Below are 25872 nucleotides of genomic sequence, written 5' to 3'. Positions count from 1 at the left end.
CAGGCTCTATGATTACTTATATTAAGTAATCATAGAGCCTGTTGACTTTTAAAGTAGGATGCGGTCGAGAGGACTCGAACCTCCACGGGGGGTTAGCCCACACGGACCTGAACCGTGCGCGTCTGCCAATTCCGCCACGACCGCATATATATTCATCGCTTAGCTGTTTCGTCGTTTCCAACTCTATCGCAGTGACAAGATATATCATACCATGGCTACAGAATATAGTCAACACTTTTTATAGAAAAAAGTTATTATAAGCTTTGTCAACCAAACTGACCTTACCATGTAGATTCCGGTGTACTCCCGATTTAAAACAACCGCCTTAACCAAAGTCAAAGCGGTTGCTGCCATGATAAAGACTGCTTAGATTTTGATGTTTAAGCTTCCGGGCTTATACGAGGCTCGTCCAGCGGCTGGTAGATATAGCTTCGGTCAAGTTTAACCACTTTCCGGTTGCGACGGCGGATCATGACCTGTTCGTCATTCCATGCGACCACGATTCCTTTGACATCATTCTCTTCCAAGTTGTCACGTACGACCCGAACCATCTCTCCGGAAAGGCGGTAGTTATTCAGCTGATCATCGGTAATCATTATTTTCGCCCCCCTTCTGTTATTTCACAAAAAAAGACCTAAATGGGCTCATTTAGGTCTTATCTTTTGCAGCAGCATCCTGCCTGAATTTATCTAATGGGCAAATTAACGTTGTGCGTGTTCTTTGCTGTCGTTCTTCTCAAACCAATAATCGAGCACGGTCGAAGACATCACCCGTTTTTCAACATACTCCACCTGATGAGGGGTAAACAATTCCTTCCAGGAAAAGTCAAGCTCATCACACATGCGCACGATGGTCAGCAGCTCTGACCAGGCGACATAGCGTTTGTACCAGAAAAACTGAGGATGCTCCATCATATAGGGATAAAGATCATCAAACTCCGTATGTTTGCAATCCAAAGCGCGTTCAAAATGATCCTTCGCTGCAGCCAGTTTATCGACGAAATACTGCTCCGCTACCGGTTGTTTCCCCATTGTGCCGCCTCCCCTCTTCGTGTTCTCAACTATATTATAAGCGAAAAGAATGCCACTTGAAAGGAATTGTTTATATTTGGACGATTACTCTCCAAAAGTGATGACGCCGCCCTCAAGCGACTCGATGCGTACCAGCGATTCGAGCCGGATTCCTTGCTCACGAATGGCACGGGCACCTGCCTGGAAGCTTTTTTCCACCACGACGCCAAGACCAACCAGCTCAGCACCCGAACGGTTGATAATTTTAACGAGCCCTCTTGCCGCATCACCGTTGGCGATAATATCATCAACAAACAATACTTTATCCTGCTCATGAATATATTTACGCGAAAGCATGATATCCGTGACGATTCCTTTGGTGAAGGATGGAACTCGCTCGCACAGCGCATCAGGATCGGCCAGGAGCGTTTTTTTGCGGCGAGCAAATACCAGAGGCACACCCAGCTCGAACGCTGTGGCAAATGCGACAGCAATGCCGGAGGATTCAACCGTAATGACGCGGGTCACGCCTGCATCCGCAAAACGCTTTGCAAACTCACGGCCCATCTCCATCGTCAGCTCAGGATCCACCTGATGATTGAGCAGCCCGTCCAAATTCAAAACCTGCTCCGACATAACCATGCTCTCTTCAATAATTCTTTGCTTTAATTTTTCCATTCCATCAACCCCCAAGACGGCGCTTCTATTTGACGTAAAAATAACATAACCTTTATCCATTTTTCAATAATTTATAACACAACAAAGCCTTTAACAATCACCGTTTTTTTCTCCACCAGATAATAGCGCAAGTTCCAAGTGCGATCAGAGCGAAGACCAATAAACCAATCCGATGGGACGAACGCTTGATCAGTACGGCAATTTCATTCCAGTGGTAGCCTACAGCATGGCCGATCAGTAAAAATGTTGTACAAAACAGCAATGCGCCCACGGCTGCATACAGCAGAAAACGGCTGAAAGGAACCTTGGAGATCCCTGCCATGTAGGAAGACAAATGCCGGAGTCCTGGAACGAAATAACCTAGAATGATACTCCATGAGCCGTAGCGCCTAAACCAAGCTTCCGTGGATTGTAAGCGGCTCGGAGTCATCCGAATCCACTTGCCGTAACGGTCCAGCAGCGGCTTGCCGACTTTCCGTCCCAGTGCATAGCTGATGAGCATACCTGTCATACTGCCTAGAAATGTGACCAACAACCCTCCGGCAAAATGAAAATATCCCTGCGCAATCATCCCGCCAAAGGTCGCAATCAGCGTCTCATCCGGTATGGGAATTCCCAAAATGCCTAAAGCCAGAAGTACAAACAAAGCTATGTAACCGTATTGAGTCAGGTAAACCATAATTTCCGTCAAGCGTTATACCTCTTCCCTTTTCTCTTGCAGTTCTAGAGTTTGTCATCATTGTCATATCCAATCCGACGTCTAACCGTTTTTTGGACAGGTAGAGTCATGTCCTTCATGTCCCCATCATAACCTGTACTAAGCGATGTACACAATAGCGCCGCTTTAAAGCAGGGAGGAACATAATGAAAACTGGGATTCGCATCTTTCAAATCGCATTTACATACATCGGAACGATCGTTGGAGCCGGTTTCGCAACCGGACAGGAAATCATCCAATTTTTCACCCAATTTGGCAAATGGGGCGCATTGACCATTATGCTGGCTACGGCCCTGTTCATCTGGCTTGGAACGAAAATGATGCTGATGTCGCGCCAGATATCCGCCAGATCCTATGAAGATTTGAACAAGCATCTGTTCGGGCCCAAAGCAGGGAGTGTGATCAGCATGATCATGTTGATTGTGCTGATTGGCGTAAACAGCGTTATGCTGGCCGGTGCGGGCTCGGTATTTATGGAGCATCTCAATCTCCATTATCAGACAGGCCTTTTGTTAACGATCATTGGCACCTATCTGCTGCTGAAACACGGCATTCATGCCATTTTACAGATTAACAGTATCGTCGTACCTATGATGTTAACTTTATCCCTGCTTATCGTTTTGAATACAATCAAGCTGCCCACCGCTGACCGCTTCCTTAGCTTGTCTACAGATCATCATATGGTTGCAATTTGGCTATCTCCCATTATTTATACGGCTTTTAATCTGGTCATGGCTCAAGCCGTGCTTGTTCCGCTGGGAAGTAAGACAGAGAGCAAAACAGCAGTAAAATGGGGCGGGATGATCGGCGGCTTCGGCGTCGGGCTAATGCTGCTCTCTGCTCATATCGCAATCTCCGCACACATGCCTGGCATCCAGCAGTACGAAATTCCAATGGGCATCATTGCCACACACCTCGGCCCAGTTGTCCAAATCATTTATGTGGTGCTGATATTCATGGAAATATTCAGTACGTTCGTGGCTGATATATATGGCATAACGCTTCAACTTCAGCAGCATACCTCACTGTCCCCGAAGCTGATTTCAGTGGGCGTCATGTTCATTTGTTTTCTCCTTAGCCAAGTAGGATTCAGCTCCCTTTTGTCCGTGCTGTATCCGCTGTTTGGTTGTCTGGCTATTCTTTGGGCCGCCCGGCTGATGCTCAAATCCGAATAATCTCAGCTTGTGGAAGCCTTCTCTGCACATGATCGGTCATATACCTATGGCAGGTCAGCAGTATAATTTGTTTGTTCTCAGCCATCCTGCCAGCCACATCAAGGGCGGAGCACATCCGGTCCTCATCAAAATTCACGAACAGATCATCCAGGATCAGCGGAACAGAGACCTGGCTGTTCATACTGCCGGCGAGCGCGAACCTCATCGCCAAATACAGCTGCTCGGCCGTTCCCCGGCTGAGAAGCGAGCTGTCAATCAAACTGCCGTCACGATGCTCAGCAAGCAGCCGTTTCTCACCCATTTTCATCACGATCCGGCTGTAACTTCCCCGGGTAAGCTCATGAAAATACGTTGAAGCCAGCTTCAGTACCTGGGGCTGTTTTTCTTGCTCATATATTCCCCGGGTCCTTGCAATCATTTCAGCGCAGATGGACAGAACCGCATACTCTGAGGCAATTTCTTTTAAATGAGCCCTTTCTTCCTCCAGCTGCTGAAGTGCTGTGTCATGTGAGCATAGACGCACCAGATGATCTCTTTCCTGGAGAAGCCTGCCCCGCTGCTGCTGCAGCTCATTCCAGCGCTTTTCAGCCGAAGACATCTCCTCCTCTGCTCGGATGCAAGCTTCATCCAGTGCCGCTTGATCATAGTGATTTAACACATTCAGCAGAGCCTGCTCCCGGTCGCCCGACCAGCCGCTGAACATGTTAACTTCCAGCTGTCTGATCATGCGTTCGAGCTCTTTACGGCGTTCCGAGACGGCACCGATCCGTAGGAATTCCTCTTCATCCGCAGCCTGAGCTTCATCAAGCAGTGACTGCATAACTCTCTCTAGTCGGCTTTTCTCTCTCTCCAGTCTGAACATTTCTTCCTGGACAGGCTCCAGCTTGGAGCCGATGACTTCCCTTTTGTGCAGGAGATGTTGCTGTTCCTCCCATGACCTCATTCTCATCCCCAAATGGGAGAGCAGGTGGAGATCCAGTACTTCATGCTCCGGTAATATCGTAAGGCATTCCTTCTCAAACGCATCGATCTCCTGCTTCAAGGCTTGCCATTTACGGCCAAGCACATCAAGCCGCCGGACCAGCTCCATCCCCTGTTCGGCGAAGCCAAACATATCCATCACCGTTTCAGGCGATGAGCCTTCCTCAAGACCTCGCTCCACAAGCCAGCAGCGCCACTGTGAATCCAACTGCTCAAAGGTATGTTGTTCTCCGTCCATTTTGCGTATGAGAGCAAGCCGTTCGCGCTTAAACAATTCAGCCTGCTGCCTTACTCCATCCGCATCAGCAGATAACTGTTCCAGTTCTTCGTGCCACAGCAGCCGGGCATCAACCAGCTTCCGCAGCTCTCGCAGAGAAGACTCCATATCCTGATCGGAAATGGAAGAGCTTCGCGTGAATGGTCCATCTGAAGAGGCTGATGCTGTCAGCGGATCGGAAACGAGGGAGGACATTAAGTGTGATATGCGTTCTTCACCAGTTTCAGGCGAATAGAGAGACCCGTTCTTCCTTCTTCCGGATCTGGAAGTACTATTTCCTGGCAATGCCTCGCTTCCACGCCATAAGAGAACATCGGCTATGATAAAGACCAGGAAAGCCGCCAGGGCACCCCAAGGAGATTTCATGATCCACAATATAGCAGGAAAAGCCAAAGTAAGTACGGCACTTCCCCACAGCAGCTTTCGATACAGCGCCCTCATCCGCCCGCTTACCAAGGCCTCCTGCTCTTCATAATTCATGGCCGAAACACGGCTGAGTCTGGACTCGCGCCACCGCTCCGCTTCCGATTGGAGTTCTTGCCAAGCCGTCAACAGTTCTGTCCTGGTCTGCGGGATAATCATATGAAAACGGATTTTGCCTGCTTCTTTACGTTCGGAAACAGCAGCCTCTGCCCGCTCCAACTCGTATTCAGCTGATTCAAGCTGCCTGTTCTTCTGCTCACGTTCAAGCGCAAAGCCTTCCATCCGCCGGTCATATCCGGCAAACCCAGCCGCATACCGCCGGACGGATTCCCTCTCGGAGACAGCGCCAGAGAATGACCTCAGTTCAAGTTGTCCCCATCCAGGATGAATCTGCCGAAGTAATCTTTGAAGCTGCTCTTTTAAGGCAGCCTCCTCACCGGATAACTCCTGAAGCTCTCTTATCCGTATTTCCATCATCTCTCGGCGCGCTGCAAGCCTTTCAATGACCGGTCCTTGGCTTATAAGCAGCTCATCCGTTTGAAGCTTCGCAAGCTGCTTTTTCCATTCCTCTAATGCCCGCTCAAGTTCCTCCAGCCTGATATCGATCCGATTCCGCTCTTCACGAAGCCGTTCTAAGCGTGAAAGACCTTCTTCAGGAAATGAGACCTCACCTGAAATTCCGCCCCGTTCAATAGACGCTTCCTTCCATTCCAGCCACTGCTGACGAATCTCCTGCGCCTTGTGCAGCACTGCAAGCTGCCTGGATAAGTCGGTTCTACGAATATCCACATCCGCGATGGTTTGCTGTGTCTCCGATAACTTGGATTCGGCGTGTATGTATTTGGAGAGATAAGACCTGCTCTCTGAAATTTCACGCTGCAGCTGTTCCATCCGCTGCAGCACCTTGGCGCTTTCCTGTACCCGTCCACGCGGCTTGTACAGCTTTTCCATGTTCTGAACCAACTTCCGTTCAGCACGGACGATTTCCGTTCCCCCGCCGAAGCCGGCATGAAACAAATAACTGCCCATATCGCCCGATTGCAGCGTCCGAATTTCCTGAAGCTCTGTCAGTGTAACGGCGAACAGCTGATTGAACATATCCCGCGACATACCGCCCAAAAGCTCTTTTTCCAAATCATGTTGAGTCATATGTATAGCAGTTCCCTGAGGATTCGTTTTCACGATGGTGGGCTGCTCACTTCGTCCTGATCCTGTACGCCGCTCCGGTGCCGCATATCTGGTAATGGTCCACTTGGAGCCATCCGCTGCTTCGGCTACCAGCATCCCCCCGTGACTGCCGCCTCCGGAAGGCTCATAGCGTTCAGCCGGAAAGGCCCGGCTCGGTATGCCGTATAGCATCGCGCGCACAAACATGAGAATCGTGCTTTTTCCGGCTTCGTTCGGACCCGCCAATACGGTCAAAGGACTATTAAACTGGATCTCCTGTTCTTTGATTCTGCCGAAGCCATGAATGTGCAGACGTTCAATCCTCATCGATTTTTCCACCCCCTCCTTCTTCATGGCTAGAGAGAAGAAGAATGGCCATCTCTTCAGCCCGTTGCAGCCATTCGTTCCTCTCTTCATCAGCCGCTTCATTCAGGAGCCTGCTCAGCTCACGGTTAGCCATCAGAGGATATAATGCTTTACGGAACACCTCGCTCCGGCTTTTCTCATCCTCTCTCGCATGCTGGCCGTAACGCAGCAGCTCGCCGAGAAAGCTGTCTTCCAGGAGCAAGGCATTCCGGTCAATCCATGGACCCGACCTCACATGAAAGCTTTCCACCCAGACGAGTCCTTCGAACCCGCTTGGCTCTGCAGCTGAGCGTACCGCCTTCCGGTGCAGCTCGTGAAGAAGCTCCTCTGCAATCCGTCCCTCTTCCAGCTTCTCATGTAAACTTCCCCGTCCCGTAATGACAAATCTGACGATGCTCATTTTGCCTTGACATTCACTGCGGATTTGCTGCATCCGATCCTCTACCTGTACTTGAAAGGCTTCCTCGCCTTCCATGCTGTCAATTGGAATCTCCTCCTGAAACCAGCGGACCGTATCCAGCTCATGAAACATCAAGTCCGCTTTCCCGTCCTCGTTCACCTGAACCACGTAACATCCTTTTGCACCAGTCTCACGGATGCTGCGGCCCTGAATATTGCCCGGATAAACGATATAGGGAAGCTCATTTAGAATCTGCCTTTTATGAATATGTCCAAGCGCCCAATAATCATAGCCTGAATGGATCAAATCCTGCCTTGTACATGGTGAATAGGTTTCATGGGCCGGATCTCCGTCCACATTGGCATGCAAAAGCGCAATATGGAACAAGGATTCCTCCCTGCTCCTTCGAAAACGCAGCGATGTATTTTCCGTCACTTTAGCGGTCGGATATGAAATGCCGCCGATAACGGCCGCAGGCTTCTGGTCCTTCCTCCGTAGTAGCGTCACCTGCTCGAATTCCGGGCCAAAAACATGGACATGCTCCCTTTTTCCAGTTTTCATGCGCGGACTGTCTAGCGGATCATGATTCCCGTGGATGATATAGACCCCGATGCCGTGCTCTCCAAAACGGTCCAGTGCTTCATGAAAACGCAGCTGAGCCTGCAGCGATGAATCCTGGGCATCATATACATCCCCGCTGATCACTATAAAATCAACCTGCTCCGAAACAGCCAGCTGCATCAGTCGGTCGAGTGAAGCGAACGTGGACTCGCGCAAAAAGGAGCGGATGTCATCTGACACTCCGCTGATCCCCTTGAACTGGCTGTCGAGATGAAGATCTGCCGTATGAATGAACTTAAAAGGAACCATTCAATCACTCTTTCACGAAGAATATTGTAAGTATATTTTTTTAAGTTCGTTCACGGCATAGGTCAAGGAATAATGGCTTTTCGCCTTATCCCATGCCGTACGCGCCAAATCATAGCGATAGAGCGGATCGGTGATGACCTTCTCCAGCGCTACGCTGAGCGCCATATAATCTTCAGGCGGCACGAGCAGACCGTTGACGCCATCCTCGATCTGTTCGGCAATCCCGCCGACATCGGTTCCGACAAGCGCCAGACAGCTCAGCGCGGCCTCGGCAAATACAGAGCCGAACGCTTCCGCTCTGGATGGCAGAACGAATATATCAAAGAAAGGCATAAATTCTTCCGGATGAAGCGTATATCCGTAAAAAATGGTTTCATTATAAATGCCAAGTTGCTTGGCCAGCGTTTCAAGCTCCGTGCGGAAAGGACCGTCACCAATAATATGAAGGACATAATCCAGTCCGTTTTTCTTAAGCTCTGCGCATGCCTTGAGCAGAATATCAAGACCTTTGGCAGGCACCAGCCGGCATACGGTAATCAGCTGCGGCACTTCATTTTCATGAGGAACCGGCTTAAAACGTTTTTCATCAAATCCATTGGGCGTAACGCCGATCTTCTCGGGACGGTCCACGTAAGCACCCAGATAATCCGCAAACGACCGTGATACGGTCAGCATCCGTTCGCTACGCAGTTCCAATTCCCGGTACAAGGAAACCAAAAACCGGTGCTCTGGTCCGTCCGCTTCGATTTTCCCATTCAAAATCAGTTCCTTTTCATAACTGGAGTGGATTGTTTGGATGAGCGGCACTTCCGGAAAGACCTGCTTCATCGCCAACCCCGCGATCGGATGATGAGCATGGATCAGATCATAAGGCTTCTGAAGGCGTAGTTTGGTCCACCATAAATAATCCCTGTAGGTTTGAATATATTTCTGGACCGTGGGACTGTCCCCGTATTCCGTCCAGTCGAAGGTTTCAAAATGGATCTCTTCATGGCCTTTGTTGCGGATGCGCCTTGGCAGCCAGAACATCTCCATATCCCACCTTGATGATTGAAAACGCTCCTGCATATAAGGAATCATTGAGGAAACACCACCTGGTTGCTCCGGTGGAAAGAAGAGTGCTTGTAGTAATTTCATGGGGAAACGCCCCTTTCCGTATCTCTTTTTCTAGGGAATCTTGCAGAATCAGTCAGCCTTATGAACTGTGGCCACAATTAATGATCGAACGGAAAATTTCCGATTTATATATTACTGAGTGAAACCCGTTCCTCAAGGATTCTGCAAGTTCCTTTCGTTTCAGGATCTTTGAAATTATGATATATTGGAACATATGTTTCAGTAAAGGAAAACCATTTTCGGGAGCCGATATATGATTATGCCTTACGTAACTGGATCATCTTCCGCCATTCAGGCGGTAATAGCATCAGCATGCAGTCTGTACATCATACTCATCATGACGCTGATGTGCCTCATTATGTACAGCAAACAGCGAAAAAAAGCCTATCTTTCAATGGTAACTGCCTTTCTTTTTATTATGACATATGAAGGTCTGAACATCCATTTCGCTTTCTCACCGACGAAGGATGCAAGCAGCTACAGCTGGATTCATGATCTGCAAATTTTTTCGTTCCTGCTTCTGAATCTCTCGGTTTATCAGCTGTATAAGCGCATGAACAAGGCCTCTTACATCGTGTTTGGTGTTCTGGCGCTGCTGTTCCCGGTGCCGCTGATTTCTGCCGTTATCCCATTTGGAGGAACAAGCTGGCAAACGATATACTTGGATGTCTATCAGCTGGGTATTCTATATGCAGGAGGTACCTTCATTTCACGGCGGATCGGCCAGCGCGGTAAATATTTTGCGGGAATTGCCGTTTATTTTGTATATATAGCGCTCGGCATGCTCTCGCGTTATGCAGACCTGCAAGGTCCGTGGATCGATGGGGCTCTGTTATGGCTGCCGCTTGCCTATTACACGATCATATTCCTAATCCTGTTCGAACGGATTGTCGAGCTGATGCAGTCGATTTACCGTTCCTCCATTACGGACGGCTTGACGAATCTGTACAACCGCCGTTATTTTACCAAGCAGCTGAACCGCTATGTTGATCAGGGTGTAAAGGTATCTATGATATTTTGCGATATCGACAATTTCAAAAAGCTGAACGATACACAAGGGCATCACCGTGCCGATCTGGTCTTGAAGCAGGTCGCAGCCATCATCGATGAAGAAGTGACGGATGTCGGACTAAGCGGCCGATTCGGCGGCGAGGAGCTCGTGGCGCTGGTCGTGGACAAGCGGGCCAAGGTCGCCCAAATCGCAGAGCGCATCCGTGCCAGAGTAGCCGAGGAGTCGATCGTGACGCTAAGCATCGGATACAGCTCCCTGCGCAAAAATGTCTCAGGCGAAGAGCTGGTGAAACAAGCTGACCAGGCGATGTACCACTCCAAAACGACAGGCAAAAACAAGGTATCCCCCTACCAGAAAACATACCCGAAACAGGAGGCGGAAGAAACCGTTTCTTAATTAGGAAGAAAGCATACATAAATCTAAATTCACATCGCAGCATGAGGATTGTATAATCCAGTACATCACTGCAGAAGCAAAGGAGTTTGAACCATGGGCCAAGAAACGCTGCCTTCCGCATTTATTGAACAAATGAAGTCTCTTCTGGGCGGGGAACTCCCCGCCTTTTTGCACAGCTATGATCTTCCGCGAACGCAAGGGCTGCGCTTTAATGAGCTAAAAGCCACACCGGAACTAAAGGAAGTTGTCATCTCCATGTTTGACCTGAAACCAATTCCTTGGTGCCCGAGCGGCTATTATTACTCCGAAAACTCAAGACCGGGCAAACATCCTTACCATCAGGCTGGGCTATATTACATCCAGGAGCCTTCGGCTATGTCGGCGGTAGAACTGTTGGATCCGCAGCCGGGTGAAACCGTTCTGGATCTTGCAGCCGCTCCTGGAGGCAAAAGCACCCATATCGCATCCAAAATGCAAGGACAGGGACTCTTGGTTTCGAATGAAATTCACCCCGAACGCGCCAAAATTCTTGCGGAAAACGTAGAGCGGATGGGCGTTGTCAACGCCGTGGTCACCTGTGCCGCACCAGATGAGCTCTCACGCCGGTTTCCGGAAGCTTTTGACCGGATCATGCTCGATGCACCGTGCTCTGGCGAAGGCATGTTCCGCAAGGATCCAAAAGCACTTGAGGAGTGGTCCCCCTCGATGGTGGATATGTGCGCCACCCGCCAGCGCGACATTCTTGATCACGCCTACCTGATGCTTAAACCCGGCGGTACGATGGCGTATTCGACATGCACCTTCAACCGAAGCGAAAATGAAGACACGATGGAGTCTTTTACCAAGGCGTATCCGGATATGGAAATCGTTCAAATGAAAAGGCTCTGGCCTCATCTGGAGGCTGGCGAAGGACATTTTGTCGCCTTTCTGCGAAAAAAAGAAAGTCTGGATCAGAACGGAAGCAAACAGCGGCAGCGCAAAACACAGGATAAGGGAAAAAATAAAGCTGAACAATCCGCTTTACGTGAATTTACGGACTGGTCTTCGAATGAGCTTCCTGGCTTCATGCCTGCCGGCATACCTGTGCTATTCGGCGAGTCTTTGTATCTTCTTCCCTCAGAGGAACCGCTTCACATCAGCGGACTCAAAATTCCGAGAGCCGGTCTTCATCTGGCGCATTTGAAGAAAAACCGCATCGAACCTGCTCATGCTCTCGCCATAGCTCTGGCACCGCAGCAAGCCAAGCAGCATGTCATGCTGACGACGGGTGACCCGCAGGTAGAGGCGTATCTTCGTGGAGAAACGCTTCAGGCGGATCCATCTCTGCGCGGGTGGACACTCGTTGCCGTCGACGGCCTGCCACTCGGTTGGGGCAAAGCCAGCAGCGGCCAGCTGAAGAACCATTACCCCAAAGGACTTCGTCAATTTTGATCCCTCACACAAAAAGGTACCCATTTGGTCTCATAAGACCAAATGGGTACCTTTTGCGTTTAGGATAAGCAGTATTTGAGCAATGCCTCATGCACGCCGTCGTCATTGTTGGATGCTGTGACTTCATTCGCAGCAGCCTTAACCTCTTGTGGCGAGTTGTCCATGGCAATGCCCAGACCTGCAAAGGTAAGCATCGTGATATCATTAAAATAATTGCCGATTGCAAGCACCTCTTCCTGCCGGATTCCCCGGCGCTCTGCGAGCTGCTTCAGCGCGTTGCCTTTGGAGGCGTCAGGATGCATCAGGTCAAGGAAATACTCGCCGCTACGCAAACTATTGAACTTAGGCGTCCACTTACTCGTTTCCTCATAGATCTGATCCAGGACATCAGCATAAGCAAATGCGGTTATTTTGACAATAGGCTCACTGAATTCCTGCAGAGGCGGCATATCGAGAGGCAGCATCAAATAATTCTCATACATGCTGCGTATCTCTGCAGCCATCCCTTCCACGTTATCTACATACATATTAAAAGCGGTATTCACGTCAAAATGAACGCGTTTCTCGCGGAAATAATCCATGTACGGCTGAATCGCCTTGGTGTCCATGGCAAACTGATGCACAATCTCCTTCGTCTCCACATCTACCGTTGCCGCTCCATTATGGCTGATCACATATCCGGTCAATCCAATTTGCTCCATAAACGGAATGGAGTTTTGCGGACCTCTCCCGGTGCAAAGCACGATTTCCGCCCCGGTGCGGGATACTTCCTGAATTGTTTTCATCGTTTGTTCGCTCAGTTCATGGTTGTCATTCAGCAGGGTTCCGTCAACATCCAGCGCTATCAGCTTGTACTTCACTTCTCCATCCATCCTTTTAAGTCGTTTTTGTCTATTTTGCCAATATCTATTCGTTATTCTTGAGCAATCCAAGCTCTTCTTCCGTTAATTCCCGGTACTCGCCCAGCTTCAGAGCAGGATCCAAATCCAGATTGCCCATCCGGATCCGCTTCAAATAAAGGACCTTTTTGCCAACTGATTCAAACATCCGTTTAACCTGATGGAACTTTCCTTCATGAATCGTCAGCTCAATCCGGGAGAGAACCCCATCCTCCTTCTGCTCTTTTTGCAAAATGACAAGCTCTCCCGGCAGGGTCACATACCCGTCATCCAGCGTGACACCCTTAGCGAACTGTTCCACATCTTCTTCATCAACATCACCGGAGACAAGAGCTGTATAGGTCTTAGGTACATGCCGCTTGGGGGACAGAAGCTCATGTGCAAGCTTGCCATCGTTGGTCAGCAGCAGAAATCCTTCGGTATCCTTGTCCAAACGCCCGACAGGGAAAGGCTCAAAAGCCAGAATCGCAGGCTCCAGCAGGTCCAGAACGGTCCGGTCGCGGTTGTCTTCGGTAGCGGACACCACGCCAGGAGGTTTATGGAGCATCACATAAATAAACTCTTTGTAGACAATCTGCTCCCCGTCCAGCAGGATGACATCCGTTTCCGGATGGACGTGCATGCCGCTGTCTTTCGCACGGGCACCATTAACCGTGATGAAACCCTGTTTCACGTATTTCTTGATTTCGCTCCGGCTACCATAACCCATATGGGTCAGCACCTTGTCCAATCTCAGGGTCGTTCTCCCTTTTCCGCTCATACCGAGGTCCACCTCCACCCTGCAGGGTATTCATTCTTCAAAAATCCATCCTGCCATTTGCCGAAGCCCGCAGAATAGCCATCAATACATACCAATACATATCCTTTGGGCATCACGCCGCCATAACAAGTCACGCGGTCCGCTTCCACATCAAGCGTTTCGCCCTTCAAGTACCGGACTGCCTCGCCGGATTCGGACGATAGTGCAAGCACCCGTTTGAATTCGTGCGGATGCAAAGCTGTGGCCAGCGGATGCGCCGGGACAAAGCGGCCGTTCTTCGCATCTCCCATGTACCAGCCCGGTCGAACAACCTTAAGTCCGTCCAGCGCTTCGGAAGGAAGCGGTGATTGATAAACATGCTGCCCGTACACAATGGTATATCCGCCAGGTTCAAAGGAAAGATGGCTTTTTATAAATTCGCCGTATGCCTCAAGCTGGCCGGACGTTTGATCCGCTGCGGGAGCCTTGGAAGAAACCTTTCCTTTTTTTCCGGTGCTGCGGCTGCGATCGGAACGGGAGTCGTTCCTGCCGTGTAGACGACCTCCATTCGTATCCTGAGATCCGGCTGTAATCTCCAGGTGCCGTGGCGCCTCTTCCTCTGTTCCATCATGCTGGAGCACCGCGAGGAAATGTCCTTCCCCCTCGATCAGATGCGGCCACAGGCGTGCAGTATGCTCCGCTTGCTCCCAGATCTCATCCGGAATGCTATGCGCTTCGTTCACATGCTCGCGAATAAAGGCCGTCTCTCCCTTCGCAAACAGTTCGCTTTGCACCGGGGCTTGGACATGGAAATGTTCATGCTCTGCAAGAAATTCAGCAATGATCGCTTCATTTTCCTCCGGTGAAAAGGTGCATGTGGAATATACCATACGGCCGCCTGGCTTCAGCATGCCTGCTGCCGTTCTTAAAATATCGCGCTGCATGGCTGCATACTTGGCCGGCGAGTCGGCATTCCACTGCCGGACCATGTCCTCGTCCTTGCGGAACATGCCCTCGCCCGAGCACGGAGCGTCGACAAGGATTTTATCAAAAAAATAAGGAAATTTGCCTGCAATCCGGTCCGGATGCTCCTGAAGTACAACGCCGTTCCGTACACCGTAAAGCTCCAGATTTTTGGCAAGCGCCTTCGTCCGTTCCGCATTCAGATCGTTACTGACGAGCAGGCCTTGTCCCTTAAGCTTGGCTGCGATCTGGGTGGACTTCCCTCCTGGAGCCGCACATAAATCAAGTACTCTTTCACCCGGCTGAACGTCCAAAAGCTCCACCGGAGCCATCGCGCTCGGCTCTTGTATATAGTAGAGGCCCGCATGGTAATAAGGATGTCTTCCCGGTCTGTCGCCTGTTTCCGTATAAAATCCCGTGGGACACCACGGAATCGGCTTCAGCTGCCAAGGGCTTAGCGTAATCATGTCCTCCACAGAAATTTTCAGTGTATTGACTCTGAGCCCGCTAAACGGTTTATGGTTGTATGAAGCGAGAAAACGATCGTATTGCTCCTGTAAAAGGGACTTCATCCGCTCCTCAAAAGCGGGGGGCAGCTGCAGTGCCATGTCATTCATCATCCTGTTCTGTCTCGATTAAATGGTCTGTCCCATTTTATCACAATTCGACGGAAGGCATACTCTTAATGATCTAAAAAAACAACCCGCTACCCTCCCAGGGCAGCAGGCTGATCCTCTTTCATATCTCATAAGTATCCATCTGTATGGAGAGCTCCCATTGCTTAAACTTGATCGTCGTTCGAATCTTCCTTCCGGTAAGACGCTATCATCTGTTTGACATCCTCCAGCAATTCCTTCATTTCTTCCGTATTACGATCTGCGCCCTGGCTCACCCAAATCCGGTTAAACCGCTCCTGGAACTCCATCGCTTCATTAACGAGATGGTAGAAATACAGCTGGTGAATCAATGTCAATGCTTGTGAGGTTATATTTGAATCATCCTCAAACTTCTTCTGGGCCTCCAGAATTTCCTCGCGAATGCTGGACATTTCGTTATCCAGCACCGCTGCGGCCTCGGCTGCCTTCTGCAGTCGTTTGCGCATTTCTTCGGGCAGGCTTTCACGGTACTTGTAGCTTAAGGAATGTTCGATTGTCGCCCAGAAATTCATCGCCAGGGTCCGGATTTGAATTTCGGCGAGTACATGTTTCTGGCCGAGCGCCGTTTGCACCGGGTATTCGACGATCATATGAAAGCTGCGGTAGCCGCTCTCCTTGTAATTCGTAATATAATCCTTTTCAAATAAGAGCTTCAGGTCTTTACGCTTGCGGATGTACTCGGCCACACGCCGGATATCCTCCACAAACTGGCACATAATGCGGATGCCCGCGATATCCTCGATTCCGGTTTCCAGCTGGTCCATCGGCACGTTTAAACGTTTTGCTTTCTCCAAAATGCTGGATATCCGTTTCACGCGGCCCGTTACAAATTCGATCGGCGCGTACTCTTCGCGCTTCTTCAGTTCCGCACGCATGGTTTTGAATTTGACTTTAAGTTCTTCAACAGTTTGCTCGTACGGTAGTAAAAACAATCCCCAATCCCTGCCGTCCATTCACATGCCTCCTGTCTGTCTCCCTCAGCGATGGTCAGCTCCTACGGCTTCGGAAATATGTGTTAATCCGTCTCGGCGCAGAAGCTCCCTAAGCCCGGCATGCAGCCGGCGGTTCACTTCGGGCCCTTCATATATAAGAGCAGTATAGATTTCGACCAGGCTTGCGCCCGCCCGGATTTTCTCGTAAGCATCCTCCGCAGTAAAAATACCGCCGGAGCCAATAATCGGCAGCTTCCCGCCGGTTTGTTTGTATACGCGGGACACAACCTCCGTGGAGCGCGCCCGCAGCGGTCTGCCGCTGATTCCGCCTGTTTCCTTCTTGTTCGGATGGGTCAGACCGTCCCTGCCAATCGTCGTATTCGTAGCGATAATGCCGGAAATCCCGCTCGCCCCAAGAGCGTCCACCATCATCTCCAGCTCCTCGTTGCTTACGTCTGGAGCAATTTTAACCAATATATGTTTGGATTCGCCGTATTTTTTCGCCTGCTGACGCATCTCTTCCATGATATGCGCAATCAGCGAGGAAAGCTCGCTTCCGTATTGCAAATTCCGCAGATCCGGCGTGTTCGGCGAGCTGATATTGACGACAAAGAAATCGCCGTACGGATACAGCTTCCGGATGCATTCCTGATAATCTTTATATGCTTCCTCGTTTGGGGTCACTTTGTTTTTGCCGATATTGACCGCCACGGGAACAGATCTTGATTTCAGCCGGGACAGCTTCTGCGCCATCGCTTCCGCACCTTCGTTGTTAAAGCCCATCCGGTTGAGCAGAGCCTCGTCCGGAGGCAGGCGGAACAAGCGGGGCTGGTCATTGCCGGGTTGTCCTTTCGGCGTAACGGTCCCCACTTCCATGAATCCGAATCCGATAGAGGAGAAGCCTTCAACGGCTGCCGCGTTCTTGTCCAGTCCCGCCGCCAGTCCGACCGGCGTAGGAAAATGAAGCCCGAATAAATCGACTGCCAGATCCGGCGTTTCGCTTACACCGTACATGCTTCGCAGAAATGCGGAGCCTCCCGGCATAGATCCGGCTGTATGTAAACCTCCGATCACCAAATGATGCGCTTTTTCAGGGTCCATCTTAAAAAAAATCGGTTTTGCCACATTTCGGTACAGCACCTGCTACTCTTCCTCTCCATCCACAGTTATGTTCTCTACTCTTAAGTGTATCCTTTTCCGTGGTAAAAGAAAAGTTTTTTACCTTGTCCATCCGCTTGTTTTATCGCCTTTGACCCTGCTGGCATTTTAGGGATAAACCCATTACAATTGAGGTATCCACTGAATTTGATAGAAAGAGGGTTGAACTCTATGGCAGCCAAGCGCAAGCCTCCGACACTTCAGCAAAAAAAGGAAGAAGTGAACAGAAAGGCGATTTTTTGGTCAGGCCTCAGTTTATTGCTTCTCGTTCTGCTGATTGTTGTGCTGATCATCTTAAACACCTGATTACAGCCAGTGGTACGTTTCCCGGGGGTTTGTCTGGTCCTGTTCCCGTTTCGTATGGAATCTTTCCTTCGGAACGAGCAGTTCATCAGGCAAAGCCCCTTTCGTTATAACGACTGGAGTTCCCATAGGCACCAGATCAAAAAGCTCCTCGATATCCTCTTTGCTCATCCGAACACAGCCTTGAGACTCATCCGCTCCGATGCTATCCTGTTCATCCGTTCCGTGAATGGCATAATTCGTTCCGGAAAGCTGCATCCCCCTGCTCCCGAATTCTCCGTTTGAGCGTCCGTTCGGATTCATCACTTTGTCCGAAATGACGTATCTCCCCTCCGGGGTACGTATGCCTCCAAGTCCGACTTTGTAATTACGCAGAATAATCTGTCCGCTAATCACGGCGAGCCGGTGATTGCTCTTATCCACGACGATTTTTAGCGGCTCCTCAAAAAACGGCTTATTGCCCCATGTCTTAGAGAATGGTCCCTTCCCTTTTGAGCCGTCTAAAGCTCGTACTTCATCAGTAGGTTCCTGCCCCGCTGCTTCCGCCTTAACCCGCTTGAGCATCGGCTGAAAAGCATCCTTCATTCCATCCGTTGTGCCTGATACCCAGTTGCCTGGAAACGGGCGCAGCAGATCACCCAGCTGATCAGGAAAATTGCCGGTATTATTCCTATATGCTTTGATGGCACTGTATAGCAAGGCCTGCTCTTCCTGTTCCCCCGTCCAGGTAAGCGCCTCATTCGTCAGCTCGCTTCCGTCCGAAGGCTGGCAGCTGCAGGTTTTAGGATTGTATGACTGATAGGTAAGCGTTCCGGCACCTTTATTCTCCAGTGTAAACCCAAGCGGCATATGCCTGTCCCACAGCAGCCAATTCCCCTGCTTTTTCAGTTCCAGCACAGCCAGTTTCCCCTTCAGCAATTCGGGGTGGGTAAAAGGCCCTGGCTTCACTTGCGGTCCTCCCGCTCCAAAGCCGCCTTCCTGCGCCGCCGTAAACATGACACGGTCCTTCTCCTGCAGATCCGCTGCACCATCCCGCTCCTTGTCTGCGGCATCATTCGGGTGATTTCCCATGCTGTCCGGCTGTTTTGCAAGCACCGCTTCCGCGGATTTTTTGCTCTGACCCGGCGCATCCACAGGCGGGATCAATGCAATCAGCAGAAGCATCAGGATCATTAGCGAACGGCGCATTCGAACGGAACGCCGGTGCTTCTCTTTAGCCTGCTGGAGCAGCTTAGTTTCATACTCTTCCCATATATCTGAAGGCATTTTGCTCGTTTCAAACGCCTCATATATTCCTCCGGATTGATTGAAGCAGTAATTCGCTTTTCCATGCTTCCCGTTCTTTTCATATTCCTTACCAAGCAAATACCACCCCATCTTGTTGTCCGGATGCATCTGCACATATTTTTTCAGGTAATGTGAATTTCCCACGGGTTCCTCCATCGATGTTCTTTTTCTATATATCGGTTGATGGAGTATAAAAACTGAAAAAAAACATCCTTCACCCGGGTCTATCCCGAATGAAAGGATGTTTTGGTCCTTTTCTCTATTGTTCTACCGCAACCCGGAAGGGACAATCAGCAACATGAATTGAATCCGTCGGGCAGCCGTCTACGGAATCCTGAAGATCGTCGAACAGTTCCTCCGGTATCTCGGTTACGCCCTGATTGGCATCCCCGTTAAACACGACCTCCGCCATTCCTTCGTCATCATAATCGAATACATCGGGCGCCGTAGCCCCGCATGCCCCGCAAGAAATGCATGTATCTTTATCAACCCAGCAGTATTTTGCCATAATATTCACTCTACCCCCTATTGCAAGCAACGAGCATTTCATCAGGCCTTAGGCAGGCCGCAGATCTTATCCTATATCACCATCACGCCGAAAGCCTATGATAAATATCACTTACAATTCAACTTTAACCTGTATATATTGAATGATTAAGGAAGATCAAGTCCCTCTTTATTAACAAAATCCATCTGTAGCGAGGTTCCCCTCACCTTATGATTACGAAGCAGAACCGAAGGATCATCGCCCAGCATACCTGCGGTAACGACCGCATTTTCACCAAATTTGTTGCGGAGCATATCCATCGTTTGTGTTAACGACTCCTTCTTCGGCTGCTTTTCATATTCAAAAAGATCCAGCTGAATGGCCGATTCACTTTTGGGCGTCAAATGCTGAAGCGTAATGCCAAGTAGTCTCACCGGTTTATCCCAGCTCCAGTGCTCCTCGTACAAGCGGCGGGCTTCATTATATATCTCGCTCGCATTTTCGGTAGGCGTCCCTAGCGCCCGGCTGCGCGTGATCGTTTTCATGTCCGGTGTGCGGATCGTAATCTGTACGCCCCCTGCAACAAGCTCCTGACGCCGAAGTCTGCGTGCCACCTGGTCGCTGATGTTCAGCAGCACCCGGTTTACATCCTCACGGGCCTGGATATCCATTGGAAGCGTCGTGGTATGTCCGATCGATTTATTTTGTTCCCGTTCTTCCAGAACGGGCGAATGATCGATTCCGTTTGCGGCCTGCTTCATCCAGACCCCGATCACGCCAAACGCCCGGGTGAGTGTGTCCTCTTCCGTTTTCGCCAACTGACCAATCGTATAGATCCCGAGCTTGCGCAGCTTCTCAGCCGTCTTGCCGCCGATGCCAAACAGCTCGCCGCATGGCTTATCCCATAATATGCTGGGTACATCACGAATGCGAAGTATGGAGATTCCTTTCGGCTTTTTCATGTCGGACGCCATCTTGGCCAGCAGCTTGTTCGGTGCGATTCCCACGGAACACGGCAGGTCAAGCTCCTCATCGATCCTACACTGGATTTCTTCCGCGATTTGCTGCGGTGTGCCGAACTGCCTGGAGCCGGTAATGTCGAGATAACATTCATCGATGGAAGTCGCCTGCATGAGCGGTGAATAGGAATAAGCAATTTTCATAAATGCGTTTGAGTATTTACGGTATAAATGGAAATCGGGCGAAATGACGATCAGATCCGGACATAGCTTCAGCGCCCGGTTCACGTGCATTCCGGTGGAGATCCCCTTCTGCCTGGCGGCATAGGAGCAGGTCACGATGATCCCTTTGCGCAGCTCGATACTTCCGGCTACGGCCGTAGGCTTGCCGCGGTATTTTTCCGGCTCCTCCGCCTCATGGACCGAGCAGTAGAAAGCATTCATATCCACATGTAAAATGACCCGTCCGTTCGATGGATAATAAGCGTCAACATCCCTCTTCATGAGTCCTTCTCACCTTCACTAAATTCATTAATTCCAGCATAACGTTCCTTGAAAAAGAGGTCAAGAAACCGGCCCGCCGGGAAATTCCGGAATTCTTTGTTACATTCCCGCGTAAAAATGCTATAATATTAAAAAAATATCCGCAGCAGACGGACATTTGTCTTCTGATTATAGAGTCTCAGACGTTTTCAACTCACTGAATACCTCTAAATCCTATAATTCAAAAAATTAAGAACGTTATGAATCCTGCAAAATCGAAATTTATAAGACTTCCAAAGGAGGACGCCTCATGTCTAAGTCCATATCCATCTTCGATACAACCCTGCGCGATGGCACCCAGGGAGAAGGAATCAGCTTATCAGCAGACGATAAACTCAAAATTGCCAAGAAGCTCGATGATCTTGGTGTTCATTATATTGAAGGCGGGATTCCGGGAAGCAACAGCAAAGACATCGAATTTTTCAAAAGAGTGCAGCAGCTCGGACTCAGCGCCAAAATCACTGCATTCGGCAGCACGAGACGCAAGGACAGCCAGGCAGATCAGGACGCGAACCTGAAGCGCATCATCGAGTCCGGTGCACAAGCTGCGACACTGGTCGGGAAGTCTTGGGATTTTCACGTGCATACTGCACTCCAAACGACGCTTGAAGAAAATCTGGCCATGATTTATGATTCCATCGCTTATCTGAAGCAGCAGGGTCTTGAGGTGATTTTTGACGCGGAGCATTTCTTCGACGGATACAAAAACAATCCCGAGTATGCGGTCTCCGTATTGAAAAAAGCCCAGGAAGCCGGCGCGGATTGGCTTGTCATGTGTGATACCAACGGCGGAACGCTTCCACATGAAATCAGCAGCATCGTCACAACGCTTCATACCGACATCCCGCAGGCTAACCTCGGCATCCACACGCATAATGATTGCGAGCTTGCGGTTGCGAACACACTCAGCGCGGTGCAAGCGGGCGCCCGTCAAGTGCAGGGAACGATCAACGGCTACGGAGAGCGCTGTGGCAACGCTAACCTTTGCTCCATTATCCCGAGCCTGCAGCTCAAGCTCGGGTATGAATGTATCGGCGAAGAGCGCCTGAAGCAGCTGACCAACACCGCACGTTATATCAGTGAAATTGCAAACGTCCACATGCCGATCAATCAGCCGTATGTCGGAAATGCGGCTTTCGCCCATAAGGGCGGCATTCACGTCTCGGCCATCCTCCGGGATTCCAGAACCTACGAGCACATCGTTCCGGAATGGGTAGGTAATAAGCAGCGGGTGCTGGTATCGGATCTTTCGGGACAAAGCAACATCGTTTCCAAGGCTCATGATATGGGCCTCGATTTTGACCAGACGAACGAGCAATCCCGCAAGGTGATCGACAAAATCAAGGATCTCGAGCATCAAGGCTACACCTTCGAAGCAGCGGACGCTTCCCTTGAGCTCCTTCTACGCGAAGCTGGCGGCGAAATGAAAGAGCTGTTCACCTTCGAATCCTTTAAAATGCTGGTTGAAAAAACAGCCGGCCGGCCGGTTGTCTCCGAGGCCTTCGTGAAGCTGAATATCGCCGGCAACAATGTCTATACAGCAGCTGAAGGCAACGGTCCTGTCAACGCGCTCGATAATGCGCTGCGCAAAGCGCTGGTTCAATACTTCCCTGCCATTAAGGAAATGCACCTGTCGGACTATAAGGTACGTGTTCTTGATGAGAAGGATGCAACGGCAGCGAAGGTTCGCGTATTAATTGAATCGAGGGATATTAACAATTCCTGGAATACCGTCGGGGTATCCGGCAACGTTATTGAAGCGAGCTGGGAAGCGCTTGTGGACAGTATGCGTTACGCACTGCTTGGGCAAATTCTCCAAAAAGAACGCGATGTAGAGGAACCGTCTGCAGACCAGCGGGGTCTCATCAACCATTAAGCTTCATCAGAAAACTTAAAACCTCGGCTGTCCTGTCAGGACACCGAGGTTTTTCAAGATAGCAGAAAGTATAAACTTCAAGAGAAGCATCCTGATATCGCAAGAAAAAATCATCAGGATTTTACGAGATGCTTCACTTTTTTCTCCAAATCCTTCGGTGGCAAAATACCAAGCACAACCTCCTGGATGACTCCGCGCTTGTCAATAAGCACATTGGTCGGGAATGCGATCCCTTGGTACATTTTTTCATAGATATCAGCTTTCATATCAAGCATCACCGGGAAGTTCACGCCATATTTTTCGATAAATTTTTGGGCATTCTGCTTATTATCGTATTTCGTCACGTTGACCCCGTAAATGTTCAGGCTGTCCTTGTATTTCTCGGCCAATGCATTCAGCTCAGGCGCTTCCTGCTGGCATGGACTGCACCAGGATGCCCAGAAATTCAGCAGAATCGCTTTATCCTGCTGTCCGTCAACATGATACTCTTTTCCGTCCAGCCCTTGGGCTGTAAATTCCGGGGCAAGCAGTCCCGCCTTGGGTCCCGTTTCGGTCGGCATCGGCTTCTCTTGCTGGAAAACCGACTGAATGCCGGGTCCCGCATTTTGATAAATCGCGATACCGATTAATACGATGACGCCAAGAAGAATATATAGATTACGCTTCATGGATGTCCCGTTCCTTTTCATAGAAAGTTTCTATGAAGTATTGTACCCTCTTTTCACCGTAACTTACAAATGGATTGCAGATTTTTTCCAGAAGGGAGAACTACGATTGACAGAATCTCATGAAACCCAACAAGAAATTTGGCTCAGCGCCTCGTGCGAAAGGCAAATTGCCGAGCACCTGTTTCTCGGATTACCTTATGAAGTCTGCGGTATTTTGCGTGGTTCAGCTACAGCTAGATGCATGCGGAGTGAAACCTTTGTTCCTATGAGGAACGCAGCTCCTGACCCGCTGCACCGGTTCATCCTGCATCCCGAGGACTGGACAAGAGAATGCTTGCAGGGAGATGGCCTGATCGGCCTCTTTCATTCGCATCCTCACTCGGATCCCGTACCTTCTGCCCAGGATCTGCAGCAGCTGCCTTTATTCGCCGGTATGCTCAGCGTCTATTTGATCGGCAGCCCAGGTAGTGAGGATCATAACGTACAGTTAAACGGCTATAATATTATCAAAGGAACCGATGGCAATTACACGCTGCAAGCATGCCGGATTATGCATGACTGAGACAAGCATAGAGATCACCTAGCGTATCAGCCTTCCTGCTCTCTGCAATATCCCTCAAATAAGAAGCCCACAGCTTCGCGGTCATTCTCGCATCCTCAAGCGCATGATGCCTTCCTTCAATAGGAATGCCTTTTCCCGACAGTAGTGAATCCAGCGTGTAGCTCTGCCGGCAAGGCTCCAGCCAGCGTGCGATCAGCATCGTATCGATGACGCGGTGGCTCAGATTCACCTTGGACGTTTTCCAGAGGGCCGAATTCAGAAAAGATTTATCATGCGCACTGGCATGCGCTACCAGAACCCGGTCACCCACAAAACTCATAAAATCATGCAGACCGTCTATCAGAGGCGGCGCATGATCGATCATCTGCTGGGTGATGCCTGTCAGCTCGGTAATTTGGCGAGGCACCGGCCGTTTGGCCTGCACCAGCGTATAAAACGAATCCTGCTCCATGATGTGCTCACCGTCCGATTTGAGTGCACCGATCGACAATATTTCATCCCCCTGCTGAACGTTGAACCCCGTAGTTTCGAGGTCGAAAATGACGGTTTTTAGCTTGTTCAATGGTGTATGAAGCATCTCCGGCCGCCGCTGTTCTCTCATGAGAGATCGGATGAACGCCATCTGCTGAGCCGAGTTGCCACCCATCACAGATGCGATCGCCGATGGCACCCCTCCCTGGCGCAGCAAGCTCCAGAATCCGCCGTTCCCGCGCTCTGGAGTCTTCATAATCTTCTCCTCTCCGCAAACCAAAGTCGTCTTTGCAGCGCACGGTGCGTTCGCTTCACTGTCGTAAGACTGTCACGAAGCTTATACAGGAGCGGCTTTTTCTTCAGCTCCGATTGCGGCAGGAATCCGCTGCTGGAATATATCCCGTTGTTCACCGTAAAGGAAGCGGCTGCACGAAGCGTCAGTGCTGTCAGAAAAGCCCGCTGGCAATTCTCGAGCAGCATGTTCCCTCCATCCAGTAGCGTCAATCTTTCCAGCCGCTTCAGCGTTGATGTCTCTCCGATGCCTTCCTGAAGGGCCATGTACCGGATGCTGTTCACGAGCGGAATATATACACCGTATTTCACATCAAAATCGCCGGCATGCTCTCCAAAACGCTCGGTAACCACCTGCCCAAGAATATTCATCGTCGCTTTATGTCTGACTGTGTTTCGCAAAATAGCCGTCACCATCTCCGGAGATTCATTCATGCTGTGTTCAAAAAACTGCTTCCAGGCCGCCGCAAGTGAACGCTCACCTGCGATAAAACGCATATCCGAAGCGATCATCAGACTGCGGACAGGCTCCCAGCTGAAATCCTGATGCCAGCTTATGATCTGCCGCTTCCACTCCTCAAGTGTTTTCCGCCACAGCGGCTCGGAGCACATGACTTTCCCTTTGCATTTTTCATATCCCAAATATTCCAGTAAATTGGACAAATGGCGCCCATATGCGTGAAAATACTTTTCTTTTTCTTCATGGTCCACATCACTGATGATCAGCCCATGGTCCTGATCGCTCCACAGTGTGGACTCGCGCCGTCCCGAACTGCCGAATGCCACAAATGCGTAGGGAACCGGAGGCGGACCGTAACCCACCGCATCCAGCTCATATTCGGAAATGACGGCCGCCCTAGCGGCAACATGATCATGCATATCGTTCACGAGTGACGTCCATTGGGTAATGGGTAAAACTGCATATAGCTGTTCCAGCTGCATTTGGCATTCTTGACGTTGTTGTCTCAGCTGCTCGCGGGAAGCTGCATACCTGATGCCTTCCAAATCCGGTTCACTTTCCGCGTATTTCATCGGCTCCAATAGCTGCACCTCCCTAT

General features: G+C 50.2%; 24 protein-coding genes and 1 tRNA gene. 6 read left to right on the top strand and 19 right to left on the bottom strand.

The features are described from left to right. Positions 1 to 59 precede the first annotated feature (59 nt). The 5 genes from MUG84_RS01420 to MUG84_RS01400 form a co-directional block, all read right to left on the bottom strand. Positions 60 to 144: transfer RNA gene (locus MUG84_RS01420), tRNA-Leu, on the bottom strand. A gap of 236 nt (positions 145 to 380) precedes the next feature. Then, positions 381 to 596 (bottom strand): hypothetical protein, encoded by a 216-nt coding sequence (locus tag MUG84_RS01415; RefSeq protein WP_244718330.1) that lies wholly within the window; start codon positions 594 to 596, stop codon positions 381 to 383. A 105-nt stretch (positions 597 to 701) separates the two neighbouring features. After that, positions 702 to 1031 carry a hypothetical protein gene (locus tag MUG84_RS01410; protein ID WP_244718327.1) on the bottom strand — a complete coding sequence of 110 codons (330 nt, stop codon included), beginning with the start codon at positions 1029 to 1031 and terminating at the stop codon, positions 702 to 704. 84 nt (positions 1032 to 1115) lie between these two features. Beyond that, positions 1116 to 1688: a xanthine phosphoribosyltransferase gene (locus MUG84_RS01405; RefSeq protein WP_244718323.1), complete on the bottom strand. Its 573-nt coding sequence runs from the start codon at positions 1686 to 1688 to the stop codon at positions 1116 to 1118. 97 nt (positions 1689 to 1785) lie between these two features. Beyond that, complete coding sequence (locus MUG84_RS01400) at positions 1786 to 2379, bottom strand: DedA family protein (RefSeq protein WP_244718320.1); 594 nt, start codon at positions 2377 to 2379, stop codon at positions 1786 to 1788. A gap of 173 nt (positions 2380 to 2552) precedes the next feature. Between MUG84_RS01400 and MUG84_RS01395 the strand changes: the two genes are divergently transcribed. Beyond that, the gene (locus tag MUG84_RS01395; protein WP_244718317.1) at positions 2553 to 3581 is read left to right on the top strand and encodes a YkvI family membrane protein; all 1029 of its coding nucleotides are present in this window, start codon (positions 2553 to 2555) and stop codon (positions 3579 to 3581) included. Here the strand turns inward: MUG84_RS01395 and MUG84_RS01390 are convergent. Genes MUG84_RS01390 through MUG84_RS01380 form a run of 3 tightly spaced genes read right to left on the bottom strand, consistent with a single transcriptional unit; the run spans position 3568 to position 9202 of the window. Continuing rightward, positions 3568 to 6858 (bottom strand): AAA family ATPase, encoded by a 3291-nt coding sequence (locus MUG84_RS01390; protein WP_244718314.1) that lies wholly within the window; start codon positions 6856 to 6858, stop codon positions 3568 to 3570. The genes MUG84_RS01395 and MUG84_RS01390 overlap by 14 nt on opposite strands. After that, a complete protein-coding gene (locus MUG84_RS01385) occupies positions 6746 to 8065 on the bottom strand; it encodes a metallophosphoesterase family protein (RefSeq protein ID WP_244718311.1) in 1320 nt (439 codons plus the stop codon). Before MUG84_RS01385 ends, MUG84_RS01390 begins: the two co-directional genes overlap by 113 nt. 12 nt (positions 8066 to 8077) lie before the next feature. Further along, a complete protein-coding gene (locus tag MUG84_RS01380) occupies positions 8078 to 9202 on the bottom strand; it encodes a glycosyltransferase family 4 protein (protein WP_244718307.1) in 1125 nt (374 codons plus the stop codon). Between the two features lie 232 nt (positions 9203 to 9434). On the opposite strand from MUG84_RS01380, the gene MUG84_RS01375 reads away from it, so the two are divergent. After that, the gene (locus MUG84_RS01375) at positions 9435 to 10589 is read left to right on the top strand and encodes a GGDEF domain-containing protein (protein ID WP_244718303.1); all 1155 of its coding nucleotides are present in this window, start codon (positions 9435 to 9437) and stop codon (positions 10587 to 10589) included. A 93-nt stretch (positions 10590 to 10682) separates the two neighbouring features. Then, positions 10683 to 12020 carry an RsmF rRNA methyltransferase first C-terminal domain-containing protein gene (locus MUG84_RS01370; protein ID WP_244718300.1) on the top strand — a complete coding sequence of 446 codons (1338 nt, stop codon included), beginning with the start codon at positions 10683 to 10685 and terminating at the stop codon, positions 12018 to 12020. A gap of 59 nt (positions 12021 to 12079) precedes the next feature. Here MUG84_RS01370 and MUG84_RS01365 read toward each other — a convergent pair whose 3' ends face one another. The 5 genes from MUG84_RS01365 to MUG84_RS01345 all read right to left on the bottom strand — a co-directional run bounded on the left by MUG84_RS01365 (position 12080) and on the right by MUG84_RS01345 (position 17349). Continuing rightward, on the bottom strand, positions 12080 to 12880 hold the full coding sequence (locus tag MUG84_RS01365) for a Cof-type HAD-IIB family hydrolase (protein WP_244718297.1): 801 nt from the start codon (positions 12878 to 12880) through the stop codon (positions 12080 to 12082). A 46-nt stretch (positions 12881 to 12926) separates the two neighbouring features. Then, a complete protein-coding gene (locus MUG84_RS01360; protein ID WP_244718294.1) occupies positions 12927 to 13679 on the bottom strand; it encodes a pseudouridine synthase in 753 nt (250 codons plus the stop codon). Next, the gene (locus tag MUG84_RS01355; protein WP_244718291.1) at positions 13676 to 15229 is read right to left on the bottom strand and encodes an RsmB/NOP family class I SAM-dependent RNA methyltransferase; all 1554 of its coding nucleotides are present in this window, start codon (positions 15227 to 15229) and stop codon (positions 13676 to 13678) included. The genes MUG84_RS01360 and MUG84_RS01355 overlap by 4 nt, the downstream gene beginning before the upstream one ends. Positions 15230 to 15402: 173 nt before the next feature. Further along, a complete protein-coding gene (gene yjbM, locus MUG84_RS01350) occupies positions 15403 to 16230 on the bottom strand; it encodes a GTP diphosphokinase (protein WP_244718288.1) in 828 nt (275 codons plus the stop codon). Between the two features lie 24 nt (positions 16231 to 16254). Next, a complete protein-coding gene (locus MUG84_RS01345) occupies positions 16255 to 17349 on the bottom strand; it encodes a quinone-dependent dihydroorotate dehydrogenase (protein ID WP_244718284.1) in 1095 nt (364 codons plus the stop codon). 189 nt (positions 17350 to 17538) lie between these two features. On the opposite strand from MUG84_RS01345, the gene MUG84_RS27185 reads away from it, so the two are divergent. After that, positions 17539 to 17673, top strand: coding sequence for a hypothetical protein (locus MUG84_RS27185; protein WP_280521113.1), 135 nt, complete (start codon positions 17539 to 17541; stop codon positions 17671 to 17673). Here the strand turns inward: MUG84_RS27185 and MUG84_RS01340 are convergent, their stop codons facing one another. The 3 genes from MUG84_RS01340 to MUG84_RS01330 all read right to left on the bottom strand — a co-directional run bounded on the left by MUG84_RS01340 (position 17674) and on the right by MUG84_RS01330 (position 20907). Then, positions 17674 to 19101, bottom strand: coding sequence for a L,D-transpeptidase (locus MUG84_RS01340; RefSeq protein ID WP_244718281.1), 1428 nt, complete (start codon positions 19099 to 19101; stop codon positions 17674 to 17676). It abuts the gene before it with no gap. 115 nt (positions 19102 to 19216) lie between these two features. Further along, on the bottom strand, positions 19217 to 19465 hold the full coding sequence (locus MUG84_RS01335; RefSeq protein ID WP_244718276.1) for a ferredoxin: 249 nt from the start codon (positions 19463 to 19465) through the stop codon (positions 19217 to 19219). Positions 19466 to 19611: 146 nt separating this feature from the next. Beyond that, positions 19612 to 20907 (bottom strand): DNA polymerase IV, encoded by a 1296-nt coding sequence (locus MUG84_RS01330; protein WP_244718272.1) that lies wholly within the window; start codon positions 20905 to 20907, stop codon positions 19612 to 19614. Positions 20908 to 21196: 289 nt separating this feature from the next. Between MUG84_RS01330 and cimA the strand changes: the two genes are divergently transcribed. After that, positions 21197 to 22822, top strand: coding sequence for a citramalate synthase (gene cimA / locus MUG84_RS01325; RefSeq protein ID WP_244718269.1), 1626 nt, complete (start codon positions 21197 to 21199; stop codon positions 22820 to 22822). A gap of 113 nt (positions 22823 to 22935) precedes the next feature. Here cimA and MUG84_RS01320 read toward each other — a convergent pair whose 3' ends face one another. Then, the gene (locus MUG84_RS01320) at positions 22936 to 23490 is read right to left on the bottom strand and encodes a TlpA family protein disulfide reductase (RefSeq protein WP_244718266.1); all 555 of its coding nucleotides are present in this window, start codon (positions 23488 to 23490) and stop codon (positions 22936 to 22938) included. 106 nt (positions 23491 to 23596) lie between these two features. Here MUG84_RS01320 and MUG84_RS01315 point away from each other — a divergent pair, with 106 nt between their 5' ends. Beyond that, entirely contained in the window at positions 23597 to 24052 is a 456-nt protein-coding gene (locus tag MUG84_RS01315) for a Mov34/MPN/PAD-1 family protein (RefSeq protein ID WP_244718262.1), read from the top strand. Here the strand turns inward: MUG84_RS01315 and MUG84_RS01310 are convergent. Next, a complete protein-coding gene (locus MUG84_RS01310; protein ID WP_244718258.1) occupies positions 24039 to 24779 on the bottom strand; it encodes an exonuclease domain-containing protein in 741 nt (246 codons plus the stop codon). The genes MUG84_RS01315 and MUG84_RS01310 overlap by 14 nt on opposite strands. Then, positions 24776 to 25846, bottom strand: a complete 1071-nt coding sequence (locus MUG84_RS01305) for a DUF294 nucleotidyltransferase-like domain-containing protein (protein WP_244720862.1) — start codon at positions 25844 to 25846, stop codon at positions 24776 to 24778. Before MUG84_RS01305 ends, MUG84_RS01310 begins: the two co-directional genes overlap by 4 nt. Positions 25847 to 25872: the final 26 nt, after the last annotated feature.

The sequence above is a fragment of the Paenibacillus mangrovi genome (genome assembly GCF_022898935.1).
Taxonomy (GTDB): domain Bacteria; phylum Bacillota; class Bacilli; order Paenibacillales; family Paenibacillaceae; genus Paenibacillus_AQ; species Paenibacillus_AQ mangrovi.
Note: the sequence above shows the minus strand (reverse complement) of the source record. Positions and strands in the feature narration are given on the sequence as shown.